We start from the raw sequence: 24,241 nt of genomic DNA on the forward strand, positions 1-24,241 counted from the left end.
GGCGCATACCTCCAAAGTAACGGCCTTTTGACGACGTCAATACTTAGATCTAAATCTAAAGGATCTCGCATGCTGAGCGTGACACCCATCCCCGCCTTAAGCGACAACTATATTTGGTTGCTACGACAAGATGCCAGTCCTGGCGTTTGTATCGTGGATCCTGGTGAGGCGGCTCCGGTTATCGAGTTACTTGAACGCGAGTCACTCACCCTTGAAACCGTGTTGATCACTCACCATCACCCTGACCACACGGATGGGCTTGATGAGTTGATCAAGCGCTATGCACCACGGGTGATTGGTCCTGATAACCCTTCAATTAACGGCATTAGCGACCCTGTGGGCGAAGGCGACGAAATTCGCGTCATGGGGCGCCTATTTGAAGTGATGGCGACACCGGGTCATACCCTTGACCATATTAGTTTTTTCACGCCAGGGATACCGCCGCTACTCTTTTGCGGCGATGTGATGTTTTGCGCCGGTTGTGGACGCTTATTTGAAGGCACGCCGGAGCAAATGCACACAGCGCTTAAGCGTTTTGCCACCCTGCCCGAAGATACGCTTGTGTTCGCTGGGCATGAATATACGCAGGCAAATTTGCGCTTTGCCCGTGAAGCCGATCCAGAAAATGAAAACGTCAAATTCGCATTGCAGGAATGTGATAAGGCACGGTCACTTGAGCGCCCCACGCTACCCAGCACGATAGGACGCGAACTCGACATTAACCCCTACTTGCGCTTGAGTACATCAAGTGTGCGGCAGGCCGCCAGTATCCAGGGGCCAATAGATGACGACCTTGCAACGTTTACCACGCTGCGTGAGTGGAAAAATCGTTTTTAGTCAATATCATTTTTTTTAGCCAACTTTCAAAGACACAACATCGCCTATGACGAACCGCACAATTCGGCAACGTTTACTGTTAAGCGTTAGCAGCACCACTCTGACAGCGCTGCTACTATGCGTGAGTGCTCAAAGCCAGGCATCAGCACCTATCTCTGGTTTAGCCAACAAAACGCCTAGCGCCGATTTTGCTACCACCCGTGACGATAGGCCTCACTTTTGGGAGTCGCTAGCATTAGAGCCTCAAAATGCTTGGAGCCAGCTGCGGAACAGCTTTGCCTGGCAAGATGAGCAGCTCTCAGCGCAAGCTCAAGCACGTGTCGATAAGTGGATAGCGTATTACCGCTCAAGCCCTGAGAATATTGCGACGATTACCGAGCGCGCCACGCCGTGGCTTGCTTGGATCACTCAACAAATTAACGCACGCAATTTACCTGGTGAAATTGCGCTTATCCCCTTTATTGAAAGCTCCTTTGACCCCAGCGCGCGCAGTCACCGTGGGGCAGCCGGACTATGGCAATTTATGCCAGGCACTGGCGATGCGTTAGGTTTAATACGTAATGGCCAATACGACGGGCGCTTAGATGTCGTGGCATCAACACAAGCGGCTCTTGATTATATTGAGATGCAAGCCGACCAGTGGTACGAGGGAGATCTTTCGCTTTCGCTAGCCGCTTATAATGCTGGTGCCGGTAGAGTGAACCGCGCCGTACGCGATGCACAGAGCTATGGCAAAAGCGGCCAGTACTGGGATTTGCAGTTGCCTGACGAAACCATGCATTACGTGCCTAAACTGCACGCGATTGCCACCATTATTGCCGACCCCGAACGCTATAATGTAATCCTCCCTGACATTGAGATAGCGCCTGCCTTTGCCAAGGTTCGTTTGCGTAATACTCTCACCCTGCGCGAAGCGTCGAAACGTCTTGACGTTGACCAGTCCATTCTTGCTGAGCTCAATCCCGGTCTTCTCAATGACACCATGAATCCACGCCATGGGCAGACGTTGTTGGTACCAAATGAGGCCAACCCCGAGAGAATGGCCAAGTTAGCCTTGGGAGACAGAAACGCACAAGTCGCCACAGCCAACCCGACGACATACCGGGTTGAACGAGGCGACAACCTCTCCACCATTGCGGCTCGACACAACCTCACGCAACAACACATTATGCGGTTAAATGCTATTGAGCGCCCTGATTCGCTCCAACCAGGCCAGCTCCTGACACTTTCTGACTCCTAGGGCTTCACCGCCATAGAGCGGCTAATTGCGTACTGATAAGTGACCGGGGAAACCAATGAAGCAGATTGGCAACGCGTTTTTAACCGGGTTATTCAATGCCCGTCATTGGCGGCCAAGATTGGCGGTGCTGATTTGCTTCTTTTGGACTTTTTCTGCTCAGGCTCAAGAGCAGCAGGCCGAAACGTCTGGTCGTAATGACAACATTGAGACCCGCCATGCGTTAGCCCTATACGACATGCCGTCACTGCCCAAAGACTTTACGCACTTCCCCCACGTGAACCCTGATGCGCCCCGTGGGGGAAGCATGACCCGCACTGCCGTCGGCGGCAGCTTCGACTCCACCAACCCTTTCATCATTCGCGGCACGCCAGCAAGCGGCATCTCGCAGATTTACGATACGCTAATGGCCAGCAACCCCAATGAGCCTTTTAGCCTTTATGGATTATTGGCAAGCGGTGTTCGCCTCGACCCCGAGCGTGAGTGGATCGAGTTTGACCTGCGCCCTGAGGCACACTTTCACGACGGCGAGCCGGTTACCGCCGACGACGTCGTCTTCTCCCTTAATATACTTCGCGAAGAAGGCAACCCTTTCTATCGTAACTACTACGCGGGGGTGGACGACGCCGTCGCGCTTGACGATCATCGTGTGCGCTTTAATTTCAACGATACCAACTCGCGTGAGCTACCCTTGATTGTCGCGCAGATGCCAATTTTGCCCCGCCATTACTGGGAATCACGCGATTTCACCGCGCCAACGCTAGCCAAGCACCCTGGCTCTGGCCCGTATCAAATCGACACCATCGACCCTGGGCGGCGTATCGTCTTTAAGCGCGATGATAACTATTGGGGGAAAGACCTGCCGGTCAATATTGGGCGCTATAACATTGACCGTTTAGCCTACGACTACTACCGCGACCGTGATATTGCTTGGCAGGCCTTTAAAGCCGGATTGACCGATTTTCGCACCGATGCCCGCGCCGCGACATGGGCTATCGGCTACGATTTTCCCGCGTATCATGAGGGGTTGATCAAACGTATTACCATTCCCGATGTCAACCCCTCACCGATGCAGGCGTTCGTGTTTAATCTACGCAAGGCAAAATTCCAAGACCCCAGGGTACGCGAAGCCCTGAGCCTGACTTTCGACTTCCCCTGGTTGAACACCAATATCTTTTACGGCGCCTACCAGCGTACTAAGAGCTTTTTCCAAAATTCTGAGATGCAGGCCACAGGGAAACCCAGCAAAAAAGAGCTGGCGCTACTTGAGCCGTTTCGCGATGAACTCATTGGCTCGCACCGTTCCGATAGGCTTTTTACTCAGCCGCTGCCCATCGACCAACCGGAAGAGCGGCGCGAGCGCCTGCGGCGCGCGTTGACACTTTTGCGCGAGGCGGGCTATCGCGTAGAGGGGCAGCGCTTGGTCCACCAAGAAAGCGGCGAGCCGCTTACGCTTGAAGTGTTGCTATACGACTCAGGACTTGAGCGCGTTGTCCAACCGATGCTGCGCAATATGGCGCGCCTGGGAGTACAAACCTCGTTACGTATCGTCGATATCAACCAGTATCTTAATCGGCTACGTAATTTTGACTACGACATGGTCATCAGCCAATTTCCTCAGTCGAACAACCCAGGCAATGAGCAGCGTGATTTTTGGACCAGTGCCGCCGCACAGCAACCGCAAAGCCGCAACTTGATGGGGTTGTCGCACCCGGCGGTTGACCAACTGGTTGAGCAATTAATTCGTGCAGACAGCCGAGAGGAACTTCACACCGTCACCCATGCACTTGATAGAGTGCTGCGCTGGGGGTTTTACGTCATTCCCCATTACCATTCTGGGGAAACTCGCATCGCTGTGTGGGATAAGTTCGAGTATCCCAAGCCGTTTCCTCAATACGCCATGGATTTCGACGCGTGGTGGGTCGATACTGAGCGCGAAGCCCAGCTCAAGAGCCGCCGTAGCGGTCGCTGACAATTGTTGAAGGAGCCCCGCCGTGGCGCGTTATACATTACGCCGACTACTACTCATGATCCCAACCCTAGTAGGGATTATGCTGCTCAATTTTGTCATCGTACAAGCCGCTCCCGGCGGACCCATCGACCAAATGCTGGCGCGCTTTGAAGGCGCGAACGCCATGGCCAGCACACGCCTGGATATGGGCGGCGGTGACGTGCAAATTAGCGATGACTCCCGTGGTGCCCGAGGAGTCGACCCGCGCTTTATTGAGCAGTTAGAGGAGCAGTTTGGCTTTAACGAGCCAGCGCATGAGCGCTTCTTCGGCATGATGGGGGATTATCTTACCTTTGATTTTGGCACCAGCTTCTTTCGTGACCGACCGGTTATCGATTTAATGCTGGAACGCTTACCGGTTTCTATCTCGCTCGGGCTTTGGACCACGCTGCTAGTGTATTTAATCTCGATCCCGCTAGGGATACGCAAGGCTCTCAAACACGGATCAAAATTTGACGTTTGGACCTCAGGTCTGGTGATTGTTGGCTATGCCATTCCCGGCTTTCTCTTCGCGATTTTACTCATTGTGCTGTTTGCCGGCGGCACCTATCTCGACTGGTTCCCTTTACGCGGGCTCACCTCGCCGGATTTTGATCAGCTCTCGACATGGGGCAAAATCAAAGACTATTTTTGGCATATCACGCTGCCCGTCATTGCCGCGTCCATCGGCAGCTTCGCCACGCTAACCATGCTGACCAAAAACAGTTTTTTGGATGAAATCCACAAGCAATATGTACTCACCGCACGGGCCAAAGGCGCCGACGAACAGCGGATACTCTATGGTCATGTGTTTCGCAATGCGATGCTGATCATTATCGCTGGGCTACCTGCGGCCCTGGTGGGCATCTTCTTCACCGGCGCCCTACTGATCGAGGTCATCTTCTCGCTCGATGGTTTAGGGCTTCTCGGTTTTGAAGCGGTGATGCAGCGTGACTACCCGGTCATTTTTGGCACTCTCTATCTCTACACGCTGATTGGTTTGTTGCTGAAGCTCGTCTCCGATTTGACCTATGTGTGGGTTGACCCACGCATCGATTTTGCCACCCGGGAGTCATGACCGTGTCGCCGATTACCCGTCGCCGCCTCGCCGCTTTTCGCGCCAACCGCCGCGCCTATGTGTCGCTGTGGTTGTTCAGCGTGCTCTTTGTGCTGACCCTATTTGCCGAGCTGATCGCCAACGACAAGCCTATCGTCATGCAGTATGACGGCAGTTGGTATGTGCCGCTTTTAATCGACTACCCGGAAACCGAGTTTGATGGCTTTCTCCCCACGCGGACAGACTACCTTGACCCGTTTATTCAAGAGCAAATTCGCGATCACGGCTGGGCATTATGGCCGCTAATTCCCTTCTCATACCAGACGTTAGATATGCACATGACGCGCCCGTCCCCCGCGCCGCCGGATAGTCGCCACTGGCTAGGCACCGACGACCAAGGCCGCGATGTGCTTGCCCGAGTGATCTACGGCTTTCGGTTATCGGTTGCGTTTGCGCTAGTCCTCACCGCCGGTTCTCTGGTGATGGGCGTGCTGTTCGGCGGTATTCAAGGCTACTTCGGCGGCAAAATCGATTTGATCGGCCAACGCGTGACCGAAATCTGGTCGGGGCTACCGGTGCTATTTTTGCTAATTATTCTGGCAAGCTTCGTGCAACCGGGGTTTTGGTGGCTGTTGGGCATTATGCTGTTGTTTTCATGGCTGGGGCTTGTCGATATTGTGCGCGCGGAGTTTCTACGCGCCCGCAACCTGGAGTATGTCCGCGCGGCCAAGGCTATGGGGTTACCATCACGCCTGATCATGTGGCGTCATGTCCTCCCCAACGCCATGGTGGCCACACTCACGTTTATCCCCTTTATTTTTACCGGTGCCATCGGCACCTTAACGGCGCTGGATTTTCTCGGCTTTGGACTACCGCCCGGCGCACCGTCGCTGGGAGAACTGGCGGCACAAGGCAAGAACAACTTGCATGCGCCGTGGCTTGGTATCACGGCGTTTATGACCCTCGCGATTATGCTTTCACTGCTGGTGTTTATCGGTGAAGGCCTTCGCGATGCCTTCGATCCGCGTCACGTCAAGCAACGGCCGGCGCAAGCGATTGCACCACAGGAGACTCCTCATGGCTGAGGCATTGCTATCGGTTAAACAGCTTAGCGTCGATTTTGACGGTACTCCGGTGGTGGATGGTTTAAACTTTGACGTCAGCGCCGGAGAAACGCTGGCACTGGTAGGAGAATCCGGTTCCGGAAAATCTGTTTCAGCGCTAGGCGTGATGAACCTGCTCCCCGAAAACGCTCGCGTAAGCGGCGAGCGTTTTCTCTTAGGCACGAACCTTGAAGCGCTGAAACGGCCACAGTGGAATGCCATTCGCGGCCACCAAGTGGGGTTTATTTTTCAGGAACCGATGACGTCACTTAACCCGCTTCATCGCATCGGCAAACAAATTGGCGAAACGCTCAAACTGCATCAGGGCTTAAGCGGCCGCGATGCCCGAAAGTACACCAAAACGCTGCTTGAGCAGGTCAAACTCCCCCGCGCGGAAGAACTTCTGGACGTCTGGCCTCACCAACTTTCCGGCGGGCAGCGCCAGCGTGTCATGATTGCCATGGCGATTGCCAACCAACCCAAACTGCTGATTGCCGACGAGCCTACCACCGCGCTGGATGTCACCGTACAACAAGAAATTCTCGCCCTGTTGCGCGAACTGCGCGACCGTCACGGCATGGGAATGCTATTTATTACCCACGATCTCAATCTGGTGCGCGCCCATGCTGACCGCGTGTGCGTGCTGTATCAGGGTCGGGAACAAGAGAGCGGCACCGTCGAGCAGGTGTTTAAGGCGCCTACCAGCGACTACACAAAGGCACTGATCGCGGCCGAACCCGAAGGGCGCCCAGCACCACTGGGTCGAGTCACGCCACGGCTTACGGCTAAACAGCTCAGTGTAAATTTTGCCCGTCCTAAAGCCGGTCTTTTTCGCCGCGCGCCACCGCCTTTTGAGGCGGTAAAACCCATGGATTTATACGTCGCCCCCGGCGAAACCTTGGGCATTGTCGGAGAGTCCGGCTCCGGCAAGACAACCCTGGCCTCTGCGATCATGCGGATGGTAGAAAGCCGCGGCGAAATCACGTTGGGAGATGACACCCTGAATGCGCTTTCTGGCAAAGCGCTCAGGAAAGAACGCTATCGCTTTCAAATGGTGTTCCAAGACCCCTACGGCGCCCTATCCCCGCGGATGCCGGTGTTCGACATCATCAGCGAAGGGCTACGGTTTCACTTTCCTGCCCTTTCGAATTCCGAAGTCATCGAGCGCGTTCATCGTACGCTAACGGAAGTGGGGCTACCTGAGAGTGTCGCCGCGCGCTACCCGCATGAGTTTTCCGGCGGTCAGCGCCAGCGCATCGCCATTGCTCGGGCCATCATTCTGGAACCGGAGCTTCTCGTGCTCGATGAGCCTACCTCAGCGCTGGATCGCACCGTACAGAAACAAATGGTCACATTGTTGCGCGATTTGCAGTCAAAACGGCAGCTCAGCTATCTGTTCATTAGCCATGACCTTGCCGTGGTTCGCGCCATGGCGCACCGCATTATGGTGCTGAAAGAAGGGGAAGTGCTGGAGGCCGGCACCTGCGAAGAGGTGCTCAACGCCCCCCAGCACGACTACACCAAGCGGCTCGTGAGTGCCGCACAGCTGGTGTAGGCAGGCAAAAAACTCAATTAAAAAAGCGCGATTTCGTCGGCGGTAAGTTCGCGCCACTCACCGGGAGGAAGGTTCGCGTCAAGCACAAGCTCGCCTATTGCTGCGCGATGCAGTGATTCCACTCGGTTGCCTAAAGCCGCGAACATGCGCTTCACCTGATGATAGCGCCCTTCGGTGATGGTCAACTCCGCTTCCGTGGGGCTAAGTAGTTTTAGCGTTGCGGGCTTAGTTGGTTCTTCCTCGCCATCTAGCAGCAACCCCTCAGCCACCTGTTCCACCGCACGCTGTGCCGCCGCCCCGTCCAAGGGTGAAGCAAGCGTCGCGCGGTAAACCTTGGCGCAGCGATGCTTTGGCGAGGTAATACGATGCGCCCACTGACCATCATCGGTTAACAGTAAAAGCCCGGTGGTATCCACATCTAAGCGCCCAACGGGTTTCAAGCGTTCGGCCTTGGGCAGGTCGATCAAATCCACTACGCGGGGATAAAAGCCGCGCCGGGCGCTACATTCCACGTCAAGTGGCTTGTTAAGCATCACGTAACGCAGCCCCACAAGCGCTAAAGGCTCGCCTTGCCATCTCACCGTATCGTTATCCGGATCCATTTGCGTGGCGGCTTGCTTGATGGGCTCGCCGTTAAGTTCAACCTCACCGTTTTTGAGCGCTCGCTTGGCCAGACTGCGTGTTAACGGGGTCGTTTCACTTAAAAAACGGTCAAGTCGCATCACTGGCCAACTCCTGGCAATAGCTGAAACCGGTCGGCATCTTGCCAAGCGGGAAACTTCTCGCGAAAAGCGTCCAACGCATCAAGGTCCAGCGTCCCGGTTTCGATAAACCCTTCATAAGCGGGTCGGTCAATGAGTGGCTCGCCTTTAAAATCCACCAGCATCGAGTCGCCGCTAAACGCGATTCCCTTGGCATCTTCGCCTACCCGATTAACCCCAATCACATAGCTTAAGTTTTCAATCGCCCGCGCCTGCAGTAGCGTGCGCCAAGGGTGGCGACGTGGCGCCGGCCAATTGGCAACGCATAACAGTGCATCGTACTCAAAATGCTCACCCTCATTGGGCTGCTGGCGTTGCCATACGGGAAAACGCAGGTCGTAGCAGACGCTAAGCAGAATTCTGACACCTTTACAGCTCACCACCTTGCGCGTTTCCCCCATATCGTAGCGCTCGTGCTCGCCCGCCATACGAAACAGATGGCGTTTGTCATAGGTGGTTAAATCACCGTCGGGTGTGGCCCAGATCAGGCGATTGAAATACTTGCCACCCTCTTCGATAGCAACGCTTCCGGTCATCACACAGTCACGCGCTTGGGCTTGCGCTTGGAGCCATGCCACGGTTTGACTCTCAGCCATTGGCTGGGCTTGCTCGCGTGAATTCATGGTAAAGCCAGTGGAAAACATTTCCGGCAGGACAATTACATCGGTATCTCGCCCATCGTAATCGTCGAGCAACGTTTCTAAATGGCGGTGGTTGGCCGCAGGGTCTTCCCAGCGGAGATCGCACTGCACCAAGCTGGTGGTTAGCTGACGCATAGGTCATCTCCTTTATTGTCGCCATGGCTCGTCTTGTTTCGTTAGTGTGATAGATTAGCATTTTTTCACGCACTTTTTTCATGCCGTTTTATACCCACGCTTGTTGCCAACGAGGTTGTCATGTCGTCTTTACCTACTCCAGTACGCGATCCAGAAGCCGTTAAAGGCGTAGGTTTTGGCGTAACCGCCTACATGATGTGGGGCTGCTTCCCGCTTTTTTTCGCGTTATTTCAAGGTGTGCCAGCGTTTGAGATCTTGATTCACCGTATTTTGTGGTCGTGCCTTTTCTTAGTCGGCTTGATTAGCCTGTTAAGACGCTGGCCGCCGGTAGTCGCTGCCCTTAGCAAGCCTAAGCGCCTTGGTCGCGTTCTGGGTTGTGCGCTGCTGATTGGTTTGAACTGGGGGGTCTATATTTACGCGGTGGAAACGCAACAAGTGCTCCAAGCCAGTTTAGGCTATTTTTTAACGCCGCTGGTTAACGTCGCGCTCGGTATCTTAGTACTGCGAGAAGTCATGGCACGTTTACAGCTAATCGCCTTGGGGCTTGCGACACTGGCCATTGCCATTCAATTTGCCTTACTTGGCGAAATGCCGTGGTTGAGTTTGATTCTGGCTTTTTCGTTTGGCACCTATGGGCTCTTTCGCAAACAGGTGCCGCTCGATGGTCTTTCGGGGCTTTTTGTCGAAACCCTGCTGCTGCTCCCGCTGGCGCTTTTGGCCTTTAGCTGGCTGAGCTTAACAGGGCTTTCGCACTTTGCCATTGACCCCACCACCACGGCACTGTTGATCACCAGCGGCGTGATCACTGCCCTACCGTTGATGGCATTCGCGGGCGCCGCCCGGCGGCTGCGTTTGGCAACGCTCGGTTTTTTAATGTACATCAACCCAAGCATCCAATTTTTCATCGCGTTAAGTGTCTTCCATGAGCCACTTTCCACCATACAACTGGTGACCTTTTTACTCATCTGGATCGGTCTTGCCTTGTACTCCTACTCGGCTTGGCACCAATCACATACGCGCCTAGCGGCCACTCGGTAACGCTTTAGCTTGGCCACTTTCCTCATCATGACCGATAACGGTCTCAAGGGTTTCGCGCTCTGGCTGATAGCCCACGCGAAAGCCACCCCAGTGCTTGCCATTCACATAAACCGGCACTGAGAGATCGTGCATAATTTCACCGGTGTCACGCTTGTAAGTTTGCAGCAATAGCGCTTTTTCATGCGCCCCACAGCGCCTGCCGGTAGGGTCATCAAAAATACGTTTGCTGCGGCAAAATTTCAGGTCGTGCGCGTAATCCCCGGTCGGTTGACGGCTAGTCGCCTTGTTATGCGTGGGTACATAGCCGTTACGGTCACAGGCAATCGCATAGCTTAGTCCTTGCGCTTTCAGCATTGGCTCCTGAAGCGCCGGTAAATGACGATCGGTAAACTCATCAAAGGCGGTTTTATACATGGGCGGGGTTGTCCCTGGAATCTTCTCGTAGCGTGGATCAAACAACCCAGTTTGAGAAAGCTCGCCATGTTTTAGTGCGTGTTCAAACAACTTACCCAACTGATCCGCTGTTTTACGTGCGGCGTGGAATATATCTTGGTGACGACCACTTAACCGCTGCTGCGCCAGCTCGCCGTCAACGCTTTCAGCGGCGTCCATCAGCTCTCGAGCCTGCTCAGCCAAATCGTGCATATCGCGGTTACCTTCATCAACATCCACTTCCAACTGACGCAGGTTATCCGCCACCGTCTGACTGTGTTGCCGAGTATCTTCCATGGCTTGTGCAACGCCAGTAATTTCGTTGTGTACTTGGTCGAAATCACTCGTGATATTGACCAGACTGTTACCTACACCGCGAATTCCCTCGGAGCGTTCGCTGATTCGCGTCATCAGATGCCCCATGGTACCGACCACGCTCTGACCGCTCTGGTGCATATCTTTCACCAGTTCATCAACATTGTGCGTCGCATTGGAGGTCTTAAGGGCTAGATTGCGCACCTCCCCCGCGACCACCGCAAAACCTCGCCCATGCTCGCCCGCCCGCGCGGCTTCAATAGAGGCGTTTAGCGATAACAGATGCGTTTGTTCAGCGATGCCCTCGATCATCGACGTGACATCACGGACACGCTCGATTTTATCGTTAAGCGAATTAAGCGCATCAAGTGCCTGCTCCGAGCGTTCAGCAATCTGCATCATCTCGGTAATGACTTCATCAAGTTCGCTGCGATTATGATGACTGGCATCACGGGCACTGTCAGAAAGCGTTGCCACCTGGTTTGCGCTGGTGGAGACTTGAGCAATAGCGGCATTGATCGCGCTCATACTAGCAGAGGCATCGCGCGCCATGGTTTCTTGCTTATCGAGACGTTGGTCCATCAGATCCGCGTAATGGGACACTTCAGCCGAAGCAATCGCCGTGCTGCTCGCACGCTGCATGAGGCGATAGGCCATGTTACGTAGCGAACGATAGTCACGCACGGGCCACAACCACGAACCATGGCGAGCAAGGCCTTCTCGGCCAGAGTAGTATACCGCTAAGGCTCCACTAAACACCCAAGCTGCGCCCCCTAGGGCTGCCAACACCAGCCCGGCATAACCCCAAATTCCCCCTAGCACTTGCGCACCGATCGCCAGTAAAAAGCATCCCAGTGCTGCTAGAATAGAAAGTAATCGCATAGCGTCTCTTTACCTTTTTGTTATTGAAAGCGTTTCATCGCAATGCGTTGTGGCCAACGCTCATGCCGGAGTACCGGATGCCAGGGCATCCGGTACTGAGCTTAACGCGTTGTTGTAGGGAAGGAAGTAGCACTTTCGGGGAAGAATTTCCCATCCATTAGGATTAACGGCTAGACCTTAGCCTTAGCCAGCGCCTGATCAATATCGGCAAGCAAATCATCAATATGCTCGATGCCAATCGACAAGCGCACCATATCGGGCGTTACCCCGGCCGTTTTAAGCTCATCCTCGTTTAACTGCCGATGCGTCGTTGAGGCCGGGATAGACGAGCAGCTTTTGGCATCGCCAATATTCACCAAGCGCAAAATTAGCCCCAATGCGTCATAAAAACGCTCGCCGGCGGCTTGACCGCCTTCAATGCCAAAGCTCAGGATGCCGGACGCATGCCCCTGCATATAGCGCTTAGCCAAAGCATGATCCGGGTGGCTCTCAAGTCCTGCATAGTGCACCCATTTCACCTGAGGATGCGCTTCCAGGTGCTTTGCCACCGTTAAGGTATTGGCACAAATGCGTTCAATACGCAGCGATAATGTCTCAAGCCCCTGAAGCAGATTCCAAGCGGCTTGCGCCGAAAGCGCCGCCCCCATGTTGCGCAAGGGAACAACACGAGCACGGGCAATAAACGCAGCATCACCCACATCGCGGGTATAACTGACACCGTGGTAGGAGACATCCGGCTCGGTCAAAAGGGGAAAACGGTTGGCGTTTTCTGCCCACGGGAACGTGCCTGAATCGACAATAACCCCACCAACGGTCGTACCATGACCGCCAATATACTTGGTCGCCGACTGCACGACGATATCGGCCCCGTGCTCAATTGGCCGGCACAGGAAAGGTGTCGCGGTGGTGTTATCAACGATGACCGGTACGCCATGGCGATGAGCAATCTCAGCGAGTTTGGCAATATCCACCACACCGCCTGATGGGTTACCGATGCTTTCGCAGAAAACGGCTTTCGTGCGCCCATCAATCAAGCCTTCGATACCGTCAAAATCATCCTTATCCGCAAAGCGCACGTTAATGCCTTGACGCGGCAAGGTGTGAGCGAAAAGGTTGTATGTGCCGCCATAGAGCTCGCTAATGGAGACGATATTGTCACCCGCCTCGGCAATGGTCTGAATAGCGTAGGTAATCGCCGCCATGCCCGACGCAACAGCTAACCCGGCGATGCCGCCTTCCAGCGCGGCCACGCGCTGCTCCAGCACTGCACACGTTGGGTTCATAATGCGCGAATAGATATTGCCTTCGACCTTAAGGTCAAAAAGATCCGCGGCGTGCTGGGCATTATCAAAGGAAAACGAGGTGGTTTGATGAATGGGTACCGCCACGGCGTTCTGATTGTCGGGCTCGTAGCCATGGTGGAGAGCAAGGGTTTCACGTTTCATAGATAACTCCTTTATAGGGTCTGGATATATTTAAGGTCTGGATATACAGGGTTGAAATACCAACCTGCTTGCATCGATGCTAAACAAGCCTCAACGTTAAGGCCAATATCGTTTAGTCTGGTTATCATCGCATTGTCACGACTTTCGCCCCAACGTATTAAAAAGCTCATGCTCAAACGTTACGTTCCCATTTTGGCCTGGCTGCCCCATTATCATCGACGCTTGTTTGCCGCCGATGCTTTGGCGGGCCTCATCGTTACCGCCATGGTAATTCCGCAATCGCTTGCCTACGCACTACTGGCAGGACTGCCGGCCGTTGTCGGCCTTTACGCGAGCATACTGCCGCAACTGTTTTATACGCTGTTTGGCACTAGCCGCACCTTGGCGATTGGCCCCGTGGCCATTATTGCCCTAATGACCGGCGCGGCTCTCTCCAACGTTGCCGCTCCTAATAGTGCGATGTACGTGGAGGCAGCGCTTGTACTCGCGCTGCTTTCTGGCGCCATTTTGGTGCTGATGGGCTTGCTAAAAATGGGGTTTTTTAGCAATTTTTTGAGCCATCCGGTGATTTCAGGTTTTCTTACTGCATCAGGTATCTTGATTGCCGCCAGTCAATTTAGCGCTCTTATCGGCGTGGAGAGCAGCGGATTTACCCTCATCGAAAGACTGACAACTCTGCTACTCAATCTGTCCGCTTTCCATCTTCCAACGGCTATCATCGGGGCTAGCACGCTGGCATTTTTAGTTCTGTTGCGCCGCTACGGCAAAAGCAGCTTGCGGCGCGTTGGTTTATCGCTTGGGCTGGCGGACCTTATCGCCAAGGCGGGCCCTGTCTTTGCCGTAATAGCCACCACACTGGCGACTTGGCATTGGCAACTGGACAGCGCTGGCGTTGCCACGGTTGGCAGCATTCCTGCCGGTTTGCCGCCATTCAGTTTCCCCTGGTCGGATGCCTCCTTGTGGCGCGCGCTATTGATTCCCGCCCTACTGATTAGCCTGGTCGGGTTTGTGGAATCAGTCTCCATGGGGCAGATGCTGGCGGCCAAACGCCGCCAGCGCATTTCCCCCAATCAAGAACTCATCGGCCTTGGTGCAGCCAACCTGGCGGCAGGTGTTTCAAGCGGTATGCCCGTTACCGGCGGACTCTCGCGTACGGTCATTAACTTTGATGCCGGCGCGCAAACGCCTGCAGCGGGGGCATTCGCCGCCTTGGGTATTGCGCTGGTCACATTTGCGTTTACGGGCTGGCTTTACTATCTGCCCATTGCCACCTTGGCGGCCACCATCACGGTGTCGATCTTGACCCTAGTGGATTTCCCCACGCTACATCAAACCTGGCGCTATTCACGCAGCGATTTTGCCGCAATGGCCATTACGATCATCCTCACCCTTGTCGAAGGCATTGAAGCGGGAATCATTGGTGGCATCACGCTTTCGATTGGGCTATTTCTTTACCGCACCAGCCGCCCACATAGCGCCCTTGTGGGCTGCGTGCCAGGGACTGAGCATTTTCGCAATACTACCCGCCACGATGTTGAAACCGTCGACCACGTCGCGCTGTTGCGCATCGATGAAAGCCTCTATTTTGCCAATGCCCGCTATTTAGAAGATACACTCTACAACTTGGTCGCGAGTCGTCCGGCACTGGAGCATGTTGTGATTGTCTGCTCGGCAGTCAATTTGATCGACGCATCGGCGCTAGAAAGCTTGGAGGCAATTAACGCGCGGCTGAAAGACTCCAACGTCACGCTGCATTTAGCGGAAGTCAAAGGGCCTGTGATGGATAAGCTAAAGCTGAGCGACTTTCTTGAGTCGTTAACCGGTCGCGTATTTTTAAGCACTTACGCGGCCTGGCGAGAACTAAGCCGCCCACCTGAAATACCCGAGGAGTGAGATCAGTGGATGATAACGCCTCGACCCCCGCGCATATTGAGGCTGACGGCGAGCGGCTGATACTGATAGGCGACTGGACACTGTTGCACTTTGCCTGTATCAAGCGCCAGCTAGCGAAGCTCGATCCCAGCCACTTTACGACGCTTTGCCTTGATAACGTGACGCGCCTTGATACCGCCGGGGCGCAGTGGCTGATTGAGTGGTACGGGCCCGCACGCATACAAGCGCTTTCATCAATGCTACCTGTTAAGCGCAAGAGCCTGCTGATTAGCGTGGCAGAAGCCGTCACAACCCAACAGCAAGAAACACCGCCCGTGAAAGCCTCAACGACGTTAATCCACGGCGTTGCGTTGGTGGGACAACATATTGAATCGCTTTATTTGCAACAAAAATACTTACTCGGCTTTTTAGGTTTGGTGCTTGCAGCATTGGCACGCACGGTCTGGCGGCCTAGCCGTTGGCGCATCACCGCGACGGTTGCTCATATTCAGCAAACCGGACTCAATGCCGTGCCTATTGTGATGCTGCTGACGTTCATGGTGGGTGCTGTGGTCGCCTTTTTGGGCGCCACTGTGCTAGAAAGCTTTGGGGCAACCATTTATACCGTGAATTTGGTCGTGTTCTCGTTTCTGCGCGAGTTTGGCGTACTGTTGGCGGCGATTATGCTAGCCGGGCGAACCGCCAGCGCTTTTACCGCGCAATTAGGGTCCATGAAGTCCAACGAAGAAATCGATGCGCTGCGCACTCAAGGACTCGACCCGATTGAGCTTTTAGTACTACCGCGTGTGCTTGCGCTGTGGATCAGCCTGCCCCTGCTCGCTTTTATTGGCACCCTCAGCGGTATGTTAGGCGGTGCGTTAGTTGGCGTTGTTGCGTTAGATATTCCGCTGACCCAGTTCTTGCGTATTGTTGAACGCGATATTGGCGTTTCGCATTTTTTCGCCGGTATCGTAAAGGCGCCACTATTTGCCCTTGTGATTGCGCTGGTTGGTTGCGCGGAAGGATTTAAAGTCAGCGGTAGCGCTCAATCGGTGGGTGAGCACACCACCTCTAGCGTGGTGCAATCGATTTTTATGGTCATTTTATTTGATGCACTCGCCGCACTCTACTTTATGGAGATGGGCTGGTAATGGATGACACCGTTATTGACATTGAGCGTTTAGAAAACCGTTTTGGTGCGAATGTGGTGCACCAGGATCTTAACTTGACCCTAAAGCGCGGTGAGATTTTGGGCGTAGTGGGCGGTTCGGGTTCCGGGAAATCGGTACTCTTGCGCAGTATCGTCGGTCTCAAGCCGATTGACGCGGGCGAAATACGCGTCTTCGGTCAGCAGTTAAACACCTTAAACACATCGCAACGCGCCGCCATTGAACGCCGTTTTGGGGTGTTGTTTCAGCAAGGCGCACTTTATAGCTCGCTGAACCTGGAGGAGAATATTGCGCTGCCATTGGTGGAGCATACGCCGCTACCCCGACAAGATGCCGAACATATCGCCCGCATGAAACTGGCGCTTGTGGGGCTAAATCCCAGTGCCGCCAAACAAATGCCTGCCGCGCTGTCAGGAGGGATGATAAAGCGGGCAGCACTTGCTCGAGCACTAGCTCTCGACCCGGACGTACTGTTTTTGGATGAACCCACCGCCGGGCTTGACCCCATCAGCGCCGCCAAGTTTGACCAACTGCTGTTAACACTGCGCGACGCGTTAGGCTTTTGTGTTTTTCTCGTCACCCACGATCTCGATACGCTCTATACCGTTTGTGACCGGGTTGCGGTGATATCGCAAAAACGCGTGCTCGTTGCTGATACACTCGCCAACGTCGCCGCGACTGATGATGCGTGGATACAAGACTATTTTCATGGCCCGCGCGGACGAGCAGCATACCTGGCAGCCAAGGAGGCAACTTAATGGAAACACGCGCCCACCACGTGGTGATTGGCCTGTTTACCCTACTGACGCTAACGGGCGCCATGCTGTTTTCGCTGTGGATGACGAAAGCCAGCCTGGAGCGTGAATACCAGCACATTGAAGTGGTGTTTAATCGCGCGGTCAGCGGATTAAATGAGGGGAGCCGCGTAGAATACAGCGGTATCGACGTGGGTAACGTCGTCAATATGCGTCTAAACCCCAACGATCCCCGTCAGGTATTGGCGCTAATACGCGTTGAGAGCAGCGTTTCGATTAAACAAGATACCCGCGCCCGTTTGGGGCTTGCCAACATTACCGGCAGCATGACCTTACAGCTTTACGGCGGTACCCCAGAGAGCCCGCTGCTTACCTCGTCCGACGGCAATCCCCCGCAAATTTTAGCCGAGCCCTCACCGCTTGATTCGCTGCTCTCCGACGGTGAAGCCATCGTGGGTAATGTCAGCCAGTTGCTAAGCAACCTCAATAGGCTCTTTGAACAGGAAAGCACGGAGCGTATAAGTCAAATTATTGCCAACGTAGAATCCATCAGCGGAGGGTTAGCCAGTCAGCAGCAACAGTTCGAACTTAGCATGAGGGAGTTCACCGCCCTCACCCAAGAAGCGCGAGAAACACTGGAACAGCTTCGTACGCTTAGCCAAGAGGCCAATCGGCTACTGAAAGAGGAAGGCAACGATTTAGTCGTCTCCTCCACGCATGCCGCTGATTCGCTGAACCAAGCGTCTCAGCGCTTAAATACTTTAATCAACACCAATGCCTCTGCGCTTGAAATAACGCTGGAGAACTCAGCGGCAGGCTCTGAATTGCTTGCCCCTGCGCTGGAAGAACTACGCGCGACGCTCAATAACCTCAATCGCGTAACCCGGCGCCTAGAAGAGAATCCAAGAGACTTTCTCTTTGGCGGCGATGCCATTCAGGAGTTTCGGCCATGAATTACCCTGCCTCACTTAAAATTCCCGCGTTTTTCCTACTGATCATCCTGCTCATCAGCGGCTGTTCTGTGCTGCCCGACAACACGCCGAATCAGCTTTACCGCCTCCCTGTACCGGAAATAGCACCGATTGGTGCCTCTCCTCAGCAGGTGGCGCTAAGTGTGCAACTCCCAAAAGCTGGCAGGCTTTTAGGCAGCGACAACATTGTCGTTTGGCCGGATGGAAACCAAGTCAGCGTTTACGGCGGCGCACGCTGGTACGAAGACGCGCCTGCCATGTTGCGAAGCGCATGGATCGAGGCCATTCAGCAAAGCGCGATTGTCAGCCACGTGAGCGCTGACCGCCAAGACGTTGATTACCAACTCACCAGTGAATTGCGGGACTTTCACATCGTCTATAACGATGGCACACCTCAGGCAGTGATGCGCGTTGACGTCGTGCTACACGGCAGCGCCAGCGGCGAGCGGCTTGCCACCACCCAACTTCAGGCATCGCAGGCAGCCAATAATGAACACGTCGATGCTGTGGTCAACGCCCTTGGCATAGCGGCCGAAAAAGTCAATCAAGCACTAGTTCAGTGGCTACACCTCATGCTGGAGCGCTAAAAACTTGCGTGGATCGCGCGGGTAAAAACGCTCAGGCTGGCGCGCAAGATGAGTAAAAGCGCGGGTATCTTTGTACGGCATCTTCATATAGCCAGAAACGCCAAGCCCCTCGATATCGGGCACGGCAGCTAGGATCACCGCGAGCTGGCGTTGAAACTCAGCTTCTTGATGGGCGTCGAGCAGACGGTAGTAGCTATGGATTTTGAGATGCTCTGGTAACGCTTCAAAAATAATCATGCCGGTATGGTGGATCGAATTAAGCCGCTCAAGCGCCATGATAATCGGCGATGGCAAAGCAAGATGCTCTTCCGGGTCAGGGCCATCTTCGAAGTAACTATGCTGACGCGAACGATCCTCCACTTCAGGTATATCACTTACCTCATAAGGGATCGTCATCGAAGGCTCGGGGTAAAAAGGCTCACTTGTCGAGGCGCGTTCTAGGTGAAGCGTTTTACGCGCATCGAACAGGCAGCTTTTAAAAACACCCTGGCGGTGAATGGCGCGCGCTAGGTGCACCATATTATTCACCGCCTGGGTAAAAGCAGGCTTTAGCGCTGGGTCGTGCAGGTTAAGCGACGAATCAATATACACCCCGTCGCGCTCCCAACGTACCGCCAAGCCCCCTACAACGGGGTATTTCCCTAACCGACTGACCGAGGCCAAAAATGCTTTTTCGGTTTCGCCCATACCTTGCATGAACTGCTTGTAGTAGCGGTCAAGCTGCACGTCATTGACGTCGTTAAGGGTTTCCACGACGTTTGCTTCACGCAAGAAAGATTTACGCGAGCTGTATACCACGGTATCGATCTCACGCTCGCTCGGCCGCGCCCACACAGGAATCAACGGCAAAGGTTCCGGCAAAGGCAAGTCCAGCATGACAAGTTTGGCCAACCTCGGCATCGCCTCCAAAAAGTGATCCCCCGCGCGACGGCGCACCGCCGGGTCGCTATCCAGCATGCCATCTAACGTGCGAGCAAATTCCATCGGTAGCCCTAGCGCGGTGGCGGGGATCGCCCGGTAACCAAAGCGGCAAGACTGCGCCGACGCCAGGGCATATAACGTGCCCGCCGCCCCCTGTTCGTCAAAACGCGGCGACGACAGAGCACCGTTAAGCTGCTCCTCGCCAATAAAGTAAACATCGCCTAGCCGCGCGTTAGTTTGCTGCAGGTCTGACGACATCAACTCCATCACATTGGCGACGACAAACTGAAGCTCGGCATCGAGCTGAGCAAAAACTGACGACCCCCAATCGATCAACGCAATCGCTTCGCGCGCAGGGTCAAACACCAAATTAGACGGCTTAATATCGCCATGCACCACGGGGCGCGCTTGGGGGCCGGATTCCCGCCGTAGTGTTTTGAGAATATCGGCCAGCTGCGCGGCAATCCGCACGATTAAGCGCGGCGATAGTCTACCCTCGCGCAGTGAGACTTCTTCTAGGTTCCAACCAGGCGCTCGCTCCATGGCCAAAATCGACTGGCCGTGCACACGTTGATACGCTTCCAGCGCGGGTATTCGAGGGTGTGCGACTTGCTCCAGCATGAACGCCTCTTCCTCAAGGCGTTCCTGCAGGTGAGTGGGCAGCGTGATTCGCGAGAACTTAAACACCAAATCGCGCGGAATTTTACCCCGCGGCGGCGTGGTACGCCCGGCGAACACAAAGCCGTAAGCCCCCTTGCCAATCAGCTCGATATCCCGGTAACCCAGCTGGGATAGCTGGGTTTGGCATAGCGCCACCCACTCTTTTAACTTGCGAGCATCTTGATGGCTAAGCAGATAGATCGATTGATCTTCCGGGATGTAAAACTGCTGCAAGGGCGCTTCGGCCATGGCAAGCTCCTATTCATCAAAGCTTTTATTCATCGAAGCTAGCGCAGTTCCAGCAACATCCTCTCGGGTGCTTCCAGATACGCTTTCCACTGATTACAAAAACGCGCAATGGTGCCCCCATCGATAAAGCGATGATCGCCCGCCCAGGTGACGGTCAGTATTGCCCGACGCGTCACATTGCCCGCCGCATCAAAGCGCGGCAACCACTGCGTTTTACCAATGGCCACAATCGCTCCTTCCGGTGCGTTGATAATCGGCGCCGCGTACGTGCCACCCATCGCACCAATGTTGGAAATGGTAATCGTGCCGCCTTTAAGATCCGCCTGCTCAACACGCCCCTCGCGCGCGGCTTGGGTCAAACGCCCAACTTCACCGGCAACTTCCAGTAAGGAGAGCGCCCTAACATTTTTCACGTTGGGCACCAAAAGCCCTACCTTACTATCCACCGCCATACCGATATTGCACTCGGGGTAGTAAGAAAGCTCGGTGGCTTCGGGGTTTAACTGGGCATTCAGAATCGGGTGTGTCTCTACGGCCAACGCCATGGCTTTCATGAAAAACGGCATCAGTGTCAGCCGCTCGCCCAGCGTCTCCGCCTGGGGTTTCAAACGCTCGCGCAGCGCAAGCAGCTCAGTCACGTCAATCTCTTCACCGTACTGAAAGTGAGGAATGGTCGTGGCCGCGGCCACCATCTGTTTGGCCATGGCAGCACGAACGCCGCGTAGCGGCTCTACCCGTGGCGTATTTTGCGAGGCAGGGGCGCTGGTACGCGTTGCCGGCGCTTCCAAATGCCCCAGAACATCTTCTTTTAAGACGCGACCATCCTTACCGGAGCCCGCAATCGCGGCCAAATCCAGCCCGTGCTCACGTACCAAGCGGCGCACGGCAGGGCTTGCCGGTGTTTTGCCGTAGGCACCGCCCGCTTGGGCCACTGACGTTTCAGTGCTTTCCCGCTCGGGTACCGTTTTTGGCGCTGGCGTTGCCGTTGGCTGTTGCGTATTTTCCTGCGGCGCGGAAACGCTTGCCTTCTCGCTGGTTGCTTCAACTTTATCTGATGATGCCGTCTCACCTTCCGCCTGGTAGGCGTAAAGCGGCGCATGCACTTTGGCGATTTGCCCTTGGTCCACGTAAAGCTTGGTCACTACGCCTGGTTCGGGCGCGGTGATTTCCACCAGCGCCTTGTCGGTCATAACCTCTACCACCGGCTGATCTTCTTCGATGGTGTCGCCTTCGGCCACGCGCCATTCAACCACTTCGCACTCAACAATCCCTTCGCCGATATCCGGCAACATGAAATCGCTCATCATTGTCTCCTCTTATGCACGTCAATCGGCATTAAAAATTAACGCTATGCTGAATCGCTTCGAAAATTTTCAGGTGATCGGGGAAGTACTCTTTCTCCAGCGTTAGCGGGAAAGGCGTATCCAGCCCCGTCACCCGTGCGATGGGCGACTCTAAATAGAGGAAACAACGCTCTTGAATTGTTGTGGCGATTTCGCCGGCAAAGCCACCGGTTAACGGCGCTTCATGGGTAATAACCAAGCGCCCGGTCTTAAGTACCGATTCCGCCACGGTATCCGCATCCCAAGGCAACAGGCTTCTCAAGTCGATCACTTCACAGGCAATACCCGCTTCTTCGGCAAGCGCCACGGCTTTGTCGATCACTTCCATCTGCGCGCCCCAGCCCACCACGGTGACGTCGGTGCCCTCCTTGGTGATTTCCGCCTCGCCAATCGGCAGCTGGTAATCCTCCTCGGGCACCTCACCGGTGGAGGCGCGATAAAGGCGCTTAGGCTCGAAAAAAATCACAGGATCAGGGTCGCGAATGGCAGCCAGAAGCAAGCCTTTGGCCTGATACGGGTTACGCGGCATCACCACCTTCAAGCCAGGTGTATGGGCGAAATACGCCTCAGGTGATTGCGAGTGATAAAGCCCGCCATGAATGCCGCCCCCATAGGGAGTACGAATGGTTAAACCACCGACGTTGAACAGATCACCCGAGCGGTAGCGAAATTTCGCTGTTTCGTTAACAATTTGGTCAAACGCCGGAAAGATATAGTCGGCAAACTGAATTTCGGCGACCGGCACTCCACCTTGGGCGGCCAATCCGTTTGCAAACCCAATAATACCCTGCTCAACCAGTGGGGTATTAAAGCAGCGTGCCTTGCCGTATTTTTCCTGCAAGTGGCTCGTCGCGCGAAAGACACCGCCAAAAACACCGACATCTTCGCCAAAGCAGACCACTTTTTCATCTTCCGCCATGGCGATACCCAAGGCGTTATTAATGGCTTGCAGCATGTTCATCGTCGGCATGTTATTCCCCCTCCGGCTGGTTAGCGTCATCGCGTACATCGAGATCGAGCGACTTCGCCCCGCGCGGGTACGCCTCAGGGTAGCGGCGAATGTGCTGCTTGAGGGCGTCAAACTGATGCTGCAACGCTGGCGTTATATCGGCATACACATCGCTTATCAGAGTATCAAGTGCTGGAGATGGGCGCTTTTCGGCACGTTTCATCGTTTCGAGCACTTCGCGACGCAAACGCTCCTGCGTTTCGGCCTCTTCGTCATCGCTCCACCACTCTTTGTGGCTTAGCCATTTTTGCATGCGCAGAATGGGATCTTTTAACCGCCATGTTTCCTCTTCGCTTTTGGCGCGATAACCAGAAGGGTCGTCCGAGGAAGAGTGCGCAGCCAAGCGATACGTCATCGCTTCGATCAGCACCGGCTGGTTTTTTTCCACAGCGATTTTGCGCGCCTGGTGCGTCGCCTCATAGACGGCCAATACATCGTTACCATCGACGCGAATGACGTGCATATGATAGCCAAACGCACGCGGGGCGATGCCATCAGCGGCAAACTGTTCGTTCGCGGGAGTGGAGATGGCGTAGCCGTTATTACGGCAAAAGAAGATCACCGGCACCTGATGTACCGACGCCATGTTCAGCGCCGCATGAAAGTCCCCTTCTGAGGCAGCCCCTTCACCAAAAAACGTGATCGTGCAGCCACCTTCTTCAGCCAGTTTTTGCCCGTAAGCGTAACCGGCTGCCTGCGGGATTTGGGTCGCGAGCGGGGAGGAAATGGTCATGTAGTGCAGCTTACGCGAGCCATAGTGCACGGGCATTTGACGGCCTTTGCCATAATCAAGCTCATTACCGAAGAGTTGGTTCATAAACTCATCGAAGCTGAACCCCCGATACATTAGCGCACCTTGCTCACGGTACTGCGCCATGATCATGTCGGTATCATCGAGGGCCGCGGTCGCCCCCACGACCGCGGCTTCTTCACCGGTACACTGCATATAGAACGACAGCCGCCCCTGGCGCTGAGCTGCCATCATGCGCTCATCCAGAATGCGGGTTGCCAGCATGGCGTGATAAATGCGACGGGCGTGATCCCGGGTCAACTTGGGGGCTTGCGCTTCGTCGTGAAGCTCGCCCTCCGGGCTCAATACCCTGAAGGTGGGAATAGAAAACTCATCACCGGTCATAAAGTCCGGTGCGTAACTCGTCTGTGTCATGATTATTGTCCTTGTCTTGCCCCTTTTGAGGGCAGTGTTGTCGGTTTTTTCCCGTTTTGCCAGGGGATTTCCCCAGCATCGGTCAACGCAACATGTCCACGTGAAGGATCAC

Annotated in this window: 20 protein-coding genes; 12 read left to right on the forward strand and 8 right to left on the reverse strand. The window is 54.8% G+C overall.

Translation table 11 applies throughout. The features are described 5' to 3' along the window. Nucleotides 1-69: 69 nt before the first annotated feature. From gloB to QC823_RS04885, 6 genes are read left to right on the forward strand one after another with little or no spacing between them, the layout of a single operon-like run. Entirely contained in the window at nucleotides 70-837 is a 768-nt protein-coding gene (gloB, locus tag QC823_RS04860) for a hydroxyacylglutathione hydrolase (protein ID WP_309655228.1), read from the forward strand. A gap of 46 nt (nucleotides 838-883) precedes the next feature. Further along, the gene (locus QC823_RS04865; protein WP_309655229.1) at nucleotides 884-2,077 is read left to right on the forward strand and encodes a transglycosylase SLT domain-containing protein; all 1,194 of its coding nucleotides are present in this window, start codon (nucleotides 884-886) and stop codon (nucleotides 2,075-2,077) included. 55 nt (nucleotides 2,078-2,132) lie between these two features. Further along, complete coding sequence (locus QC823_RS04870) at nucleotides 2,133-4,046, forward strand: extracellular solute-binding protein (protein WP_309655230.1); 1,914 nt, start codon at nucleotides 2,133-2,135, stop codon at nucleotides 4,044-4,046. A gap of 22 nt (nucleotides 4,047-4,068) precedes the next feature. Further along, a complete protein-coding gene (locus tag QC823_RS04875; protein ID WP_309655231.1) occupies nucleotides 4,069-5,142 on the forward strand; it encodes a microcin C ABC transporter permease YejB in 1,074 nt (357 codons plus the stop codon). Nucleotides 5,143-5,144: 2 nt separating this feature from the next. Next, a complete protein-coding gene (locus QC823_RS04880; protein WP_422823584.1) occupies nucleotides 5,145-6,206 on the forward strand; it encodes an ABC transporter permease in 1,062 nt (353 codons plus the stop codon). Beyond that, nucleotides 6,199-7,779 (forward strand): ABC transporter ATP-binding protein, encoded by a 1,581-nt coding sequence (locus QC823_RS04885; RefSeq protein WP_309655233.1) that lies wholly within the window; start codon nucleotides 6,199-6,201, stop codon nucleotides 7,777-7,779. The genes QC823_RS04880 and QC823_RS04885 overlap by 8 nt, the downstream gene beginning before the upstream one ends. Nucleotides 7,780-7,796: 17 nt before the next feature. Here the strand turns inward: QC823_RS04885 and QC823_RS04890 are convergent, their stop codons facing one another. Continuing rightward, complete coding sequence (locus tag QC823_RS04890) at nucleotides 7,797-8,501, reverse strand: pseudouridine synthase (protein WP_309655234.1); 705 nt, start codon at nucleotides 8,499-8,501, stop codon at nucleotides 7,797-7,799. Continuing rightward, nucleotides 8,501-9,316 (reverse strand): amidohydrolase, encoded by an 816-nt coding sequence (locus tag QC823_RS04895; RefSeq protein WP_309655235.1) that lies wholly within the window; start codon nucleotides 9,314-9,316, stop codon nucleotides 8,501-8,503. The genes QC823_RS04890 and QC823_RS04895 overlap by 1 nt, the downstream gene beginning before the upstream one ends. 120 nt (nucleotides 9,317-9,436) lie before the next feature. Here QC823_RS04895 and rarD point away from each other — a divergent pair, with 120 nt between their 5' ends. Continuing rightward, on the forward strand, nucleotides 9,437-10,354 hold the full coding sequence (gene rarD / locus QC823_RS04900; protein WP_309655236.1) for an EamA family transporter RarD: 918 nt from the start codon (nucleotides 9,437-9,439) through the stop codon (nucleotides 10,352-10,354). On the opposite strand, the gene QC823_RS04905 is transcribed toward rarD, so the two are convergent. Together QC823_RS04905 and QC823_RS04910 are read right to left on the reverse strand one after the other, a co-directional pair. Beyond that, entirely contained in the window at nucleotides 10,337-11,983 is a 1,647-nt protein-coding gene (locus QC823_RS04905) for a methyl-accepting chemotaxis protein (RefSeq protein WP_309655237.1), read from the reverse strand. The genes rarD and QC823_RS04905 overlap by 18 nt on opposite strands. Before the next feature lie 170 nt (nucleotides 11,984-12,153). After that, nucleotides 12,154-13,428, reverse strand: a complete 1,275-nt coding sequence (locus tag QC823_RS04910) for an O-acetylhomoserine aminocarboxypropyltransferase/cysteine synthase family protein (protein ID WP_309655238.1) — start codon at nucleotides 13,426-13,428, stop codon at nucleotides 12,154-12,156. A 168-nt stretch (nucleotides 13,429-13,596) separates the two neighbouring features. Between QC823_RS04910 and QC823_RS04915 the strand changes: the two genes are divergently transcribed. Genes QC823_RS04915 through QC823_RS04935 form a run of 5 tightly spaced genes read left to right on the forward strand, consistent with a single transcriptional unit; the run spans nucleotide 13,597 to nucleotide 18,782 of the window. After that, complete coding sequence (locus tag QC823_RS04915) at nucleotides 13,597-15,321, forward strand: SulP family inorganic anion transporter (protein WP_309655239.1); 1,725 nt, start codon at nucleotides 13,597-13,599, stop codon at nucleotides 15,319-15,321. Nucleotides 15,322-15,326: 5 nt separating this feature from the next. Next, the gene (locus tag QC823_RS04920; RefSeq protein WP_309655240.1) at nucleotides 15,327-16,451 is read left to right on the forward strand and encodes an ABC transporter permease; all 1,125 of its coding nucleotides are present in this window, start codon (nucleotides 15,327-15,329) and stop codon (nucleotides 16,449-16,451) included. Further along, complete coding sequence (locus QC823_RS04925) at nucleotides 16,451-17,227, forward strand: ABC transporter ATP-binding protein (RefSeq protein WP_309655241.1); 777 nt, start codon at nucleotides 16,451-16,453, stop codon at nucleotides 17,225-17,227. The genes QC823_RS04920 and QC823_RS04925 overlap by 1 nt, the downstream gene beginning before the upstream one ends. After that, on the forward strand, nucleotides 17,227-18,177 hold the full coding sequence (locus QC823_RS04930; protein WP_309655242.1) for an MlaD family protein: 951 nt from the start codon (nucleotides 17,227-17,229) through the stop codon (nucleotides 18,175-18,177). Before QC823_RS04925 ends, QC823_RS04930 begins: the two co-directional genes overlap by 1 nt. After that, a complete protein-coding gene (locus QC823_RS04935; protein ID WP_309655243.1) occupies nucleotides 18,174-18,782 on the forward strand; it encodes an ABC-type transport auxiliary lipoprotein family protein in 609 nt (202 codons plus the stop codon). Before QC823_RS04930 ends, QC823_RS04935 begins: the two co-directional genes overlap by 4 nt. Here the strand turns inward: QC823_RS04935 and QC823_RS04940 are convergent. From QC823_RS04940 to QC823_RS04955, 4 genes are read right to left on the reverse strand one after another with little or no spacing between them, the layout of a single operon-like run. Then, nucleotides 18,759-20,612 carry a protein kinase domain-containing protein gene (locus QC823_RS04940; RefSeq protein WP_309655244.1) on the reverse strand — a complete coding sequence of 618 codons (1,854 nt, stop codon included), beginning with the start codon at nucleotides 20,610-20,612 and terminating at the stop codon, nucleotides 18,759-18,761. The genes QC823_RS04935 and QC823_RS04940 overlap by 24 nt on opposite strands. A 38-nt stretch (nucleotides 20,613-20,650) precedes the next feature. After that, complete coding sequence (locus QC823_RS04945) at nucleotides 20,651-21,916, reverse strand: 2-oxo acid dehydrogenase subunit E2 (RefSeq protein WP_309655245.1); 1,266 nt, start codon at nucleotides 21,914-21,916, stop codon at nucleotides 20,651-20,653. Between the two features lie 31 nt (nucleotides 21,917-21,947). Continuing rightward, a complete protein-coding gene (locus QC823_RS04950; protein ID WP_309655246.1) occupies nucleotides 21,948-22,925 on the reverse strand; it encodes an alpha-ketoacid dehydrogenase subunit beta in 978 nt (325 codons plus the stop codon). A 1-nt stretch (nucleotide 22,926) separates the two neighbouring features. Next, on the reverse strand, nucleotides 22,927-24,129 hold the full coding sequence (locus tag QC823_RS04955) for a thiamine pyrophosphate-dependent dehydrogenase E1 component subunit alpha (RefSeq protein ID WP_309655247.1): 1,203 nt from the start codon (nucleotides 24,127-24,129) through the stop codon (nucleotides 22,927-22,929). Nucleotides 24,130-24,241 lie beyond the last annotated feature (112 nt).

This window comes from Vreelandella vilamensis, from assembly GCF_031451755.1.
GTDB classification, from domain to species: Bacteria; Pseudomonadota; Gammaproteobacteria; order Pseudomonadales; family Halomonadaceae; genus Vreelandella; species Vreelandella vilamensis.

Bases quoted from the DNA above. Each gene is read 5' to 3' on its own strand.
- QC823_RS04940 (WP_309655244.1), bottom strand. From the start codon at position 20,612: ATGGCCGAAGCGCCCTTGCAGCAGTTTTACATCCCGGAAGATCAATCG.
- gloB (WP_309655228.1), top strand. From the start codon at position 70: ATGCTGAGCGTGACACCCATCCCCGCCTTAAGCGACAACTATATTTGG.
- QC823_RS04935 (WP_309655243.1), top strand. From the start codon at position 18,174: ATGAATTACCCTGCCTCACTTAAAATTCCCGCGTTTTTCCTACTGATC.
- QC823_RS04870 (WP_309655230.1), top strand. From the start codon at position 2,133: ATGAAGCAGATTGGCAACGCGTTTTTAACCGGGTTATTCAATGCCCGT.
- rarD (WP_309655236.1), top strand. From the start codon at position 9,437: ATGTCGTCTTTACCTACTCCAGTACGCGATCCAGAAGCCGTTAAAGGC.
- QC823_RS04865 (WP_309655229.1), top strand. From the start codon at position 884: ATGACGAACCGCACAATTCGGCAACGTTTACTGTTAAGCGTTAGCAGC.
- QC823_RS04925 (WP_309655241.1), top strand. From the start codon at position 16,451: ATGGATGACACCGTTATTGACATTGAGCGTTTAGAAAACCGTTTTGGT.
- QC823_RS04915 (WP_309655239.1), top strand. From the start codon at position 13,597: ATGCTCAAACGTTACGTTCCCATTTTGGCCTGGCTGCCCCATTATCAT.
- QC823_RS04945 (WP_309655245.1), bottom strand. From the start codon at position 21,916: ATGAGCGATTTCATGTTGCCGGATATCGGCGAAGGGATTGTTGAGTGC.
- QC823_RS04950 (WP_309655246.1), bottom strand. From the start codon at position 22,925: ATGCCGACGATGAACATGCTGCAAGCCATTAATAACGCCTTGGGTATC.
- QC823_RS04885 (WP_309655233.1), top strand. From the start codon at position 6,199: ATGGCTGAGGCATTGCTATCGGTTAAACAGCTTAGCGTCGATTTTGAC.
- QC823_RS04910 (WP_309655238.1), bottom strand. From the start codon at position 13,428: ATGAAACGTGAAACCCTTGCTCTCCACCATGGCTACGAGCCCGACAAT.
- QC823_RS04955 (WP_309655247.1), bottom strand. From the start codon at position 24,129: ATGACACAGACGAGTTACGCACCGGACTTTATGACCGGTGATGAGTTT.
- QC823_RS04930 (WP_309655242.1), top strand. From the start codon at position 17,227: ATGGAAACACGCGCCCACCACGTGGTGATTGGCCTGTTTACCCTACTG.
- QC823_RS04890 (WP_309655234.1), bottom strand. From the start codon at position 8,501: ATGCGACTTGACCGTTTTTTAAGTGAAACGACCCCGTTAACACGCAGT.
- QC823_RS04905 (WP_309655237.1), bottom strand. From the start codon at position 11,983: ATGCGATTACTTTCTATTCTAGCAGCACTGGGATGCTTTTTACTGGCG.
- QC823_RS04895 (WP_309655235.1), bottom strand. From the start codon at position 9,316: ATGCGTCAGCTAACCACCAGCTTGGTGCAGTGCGATCTCCGCTGGGAA.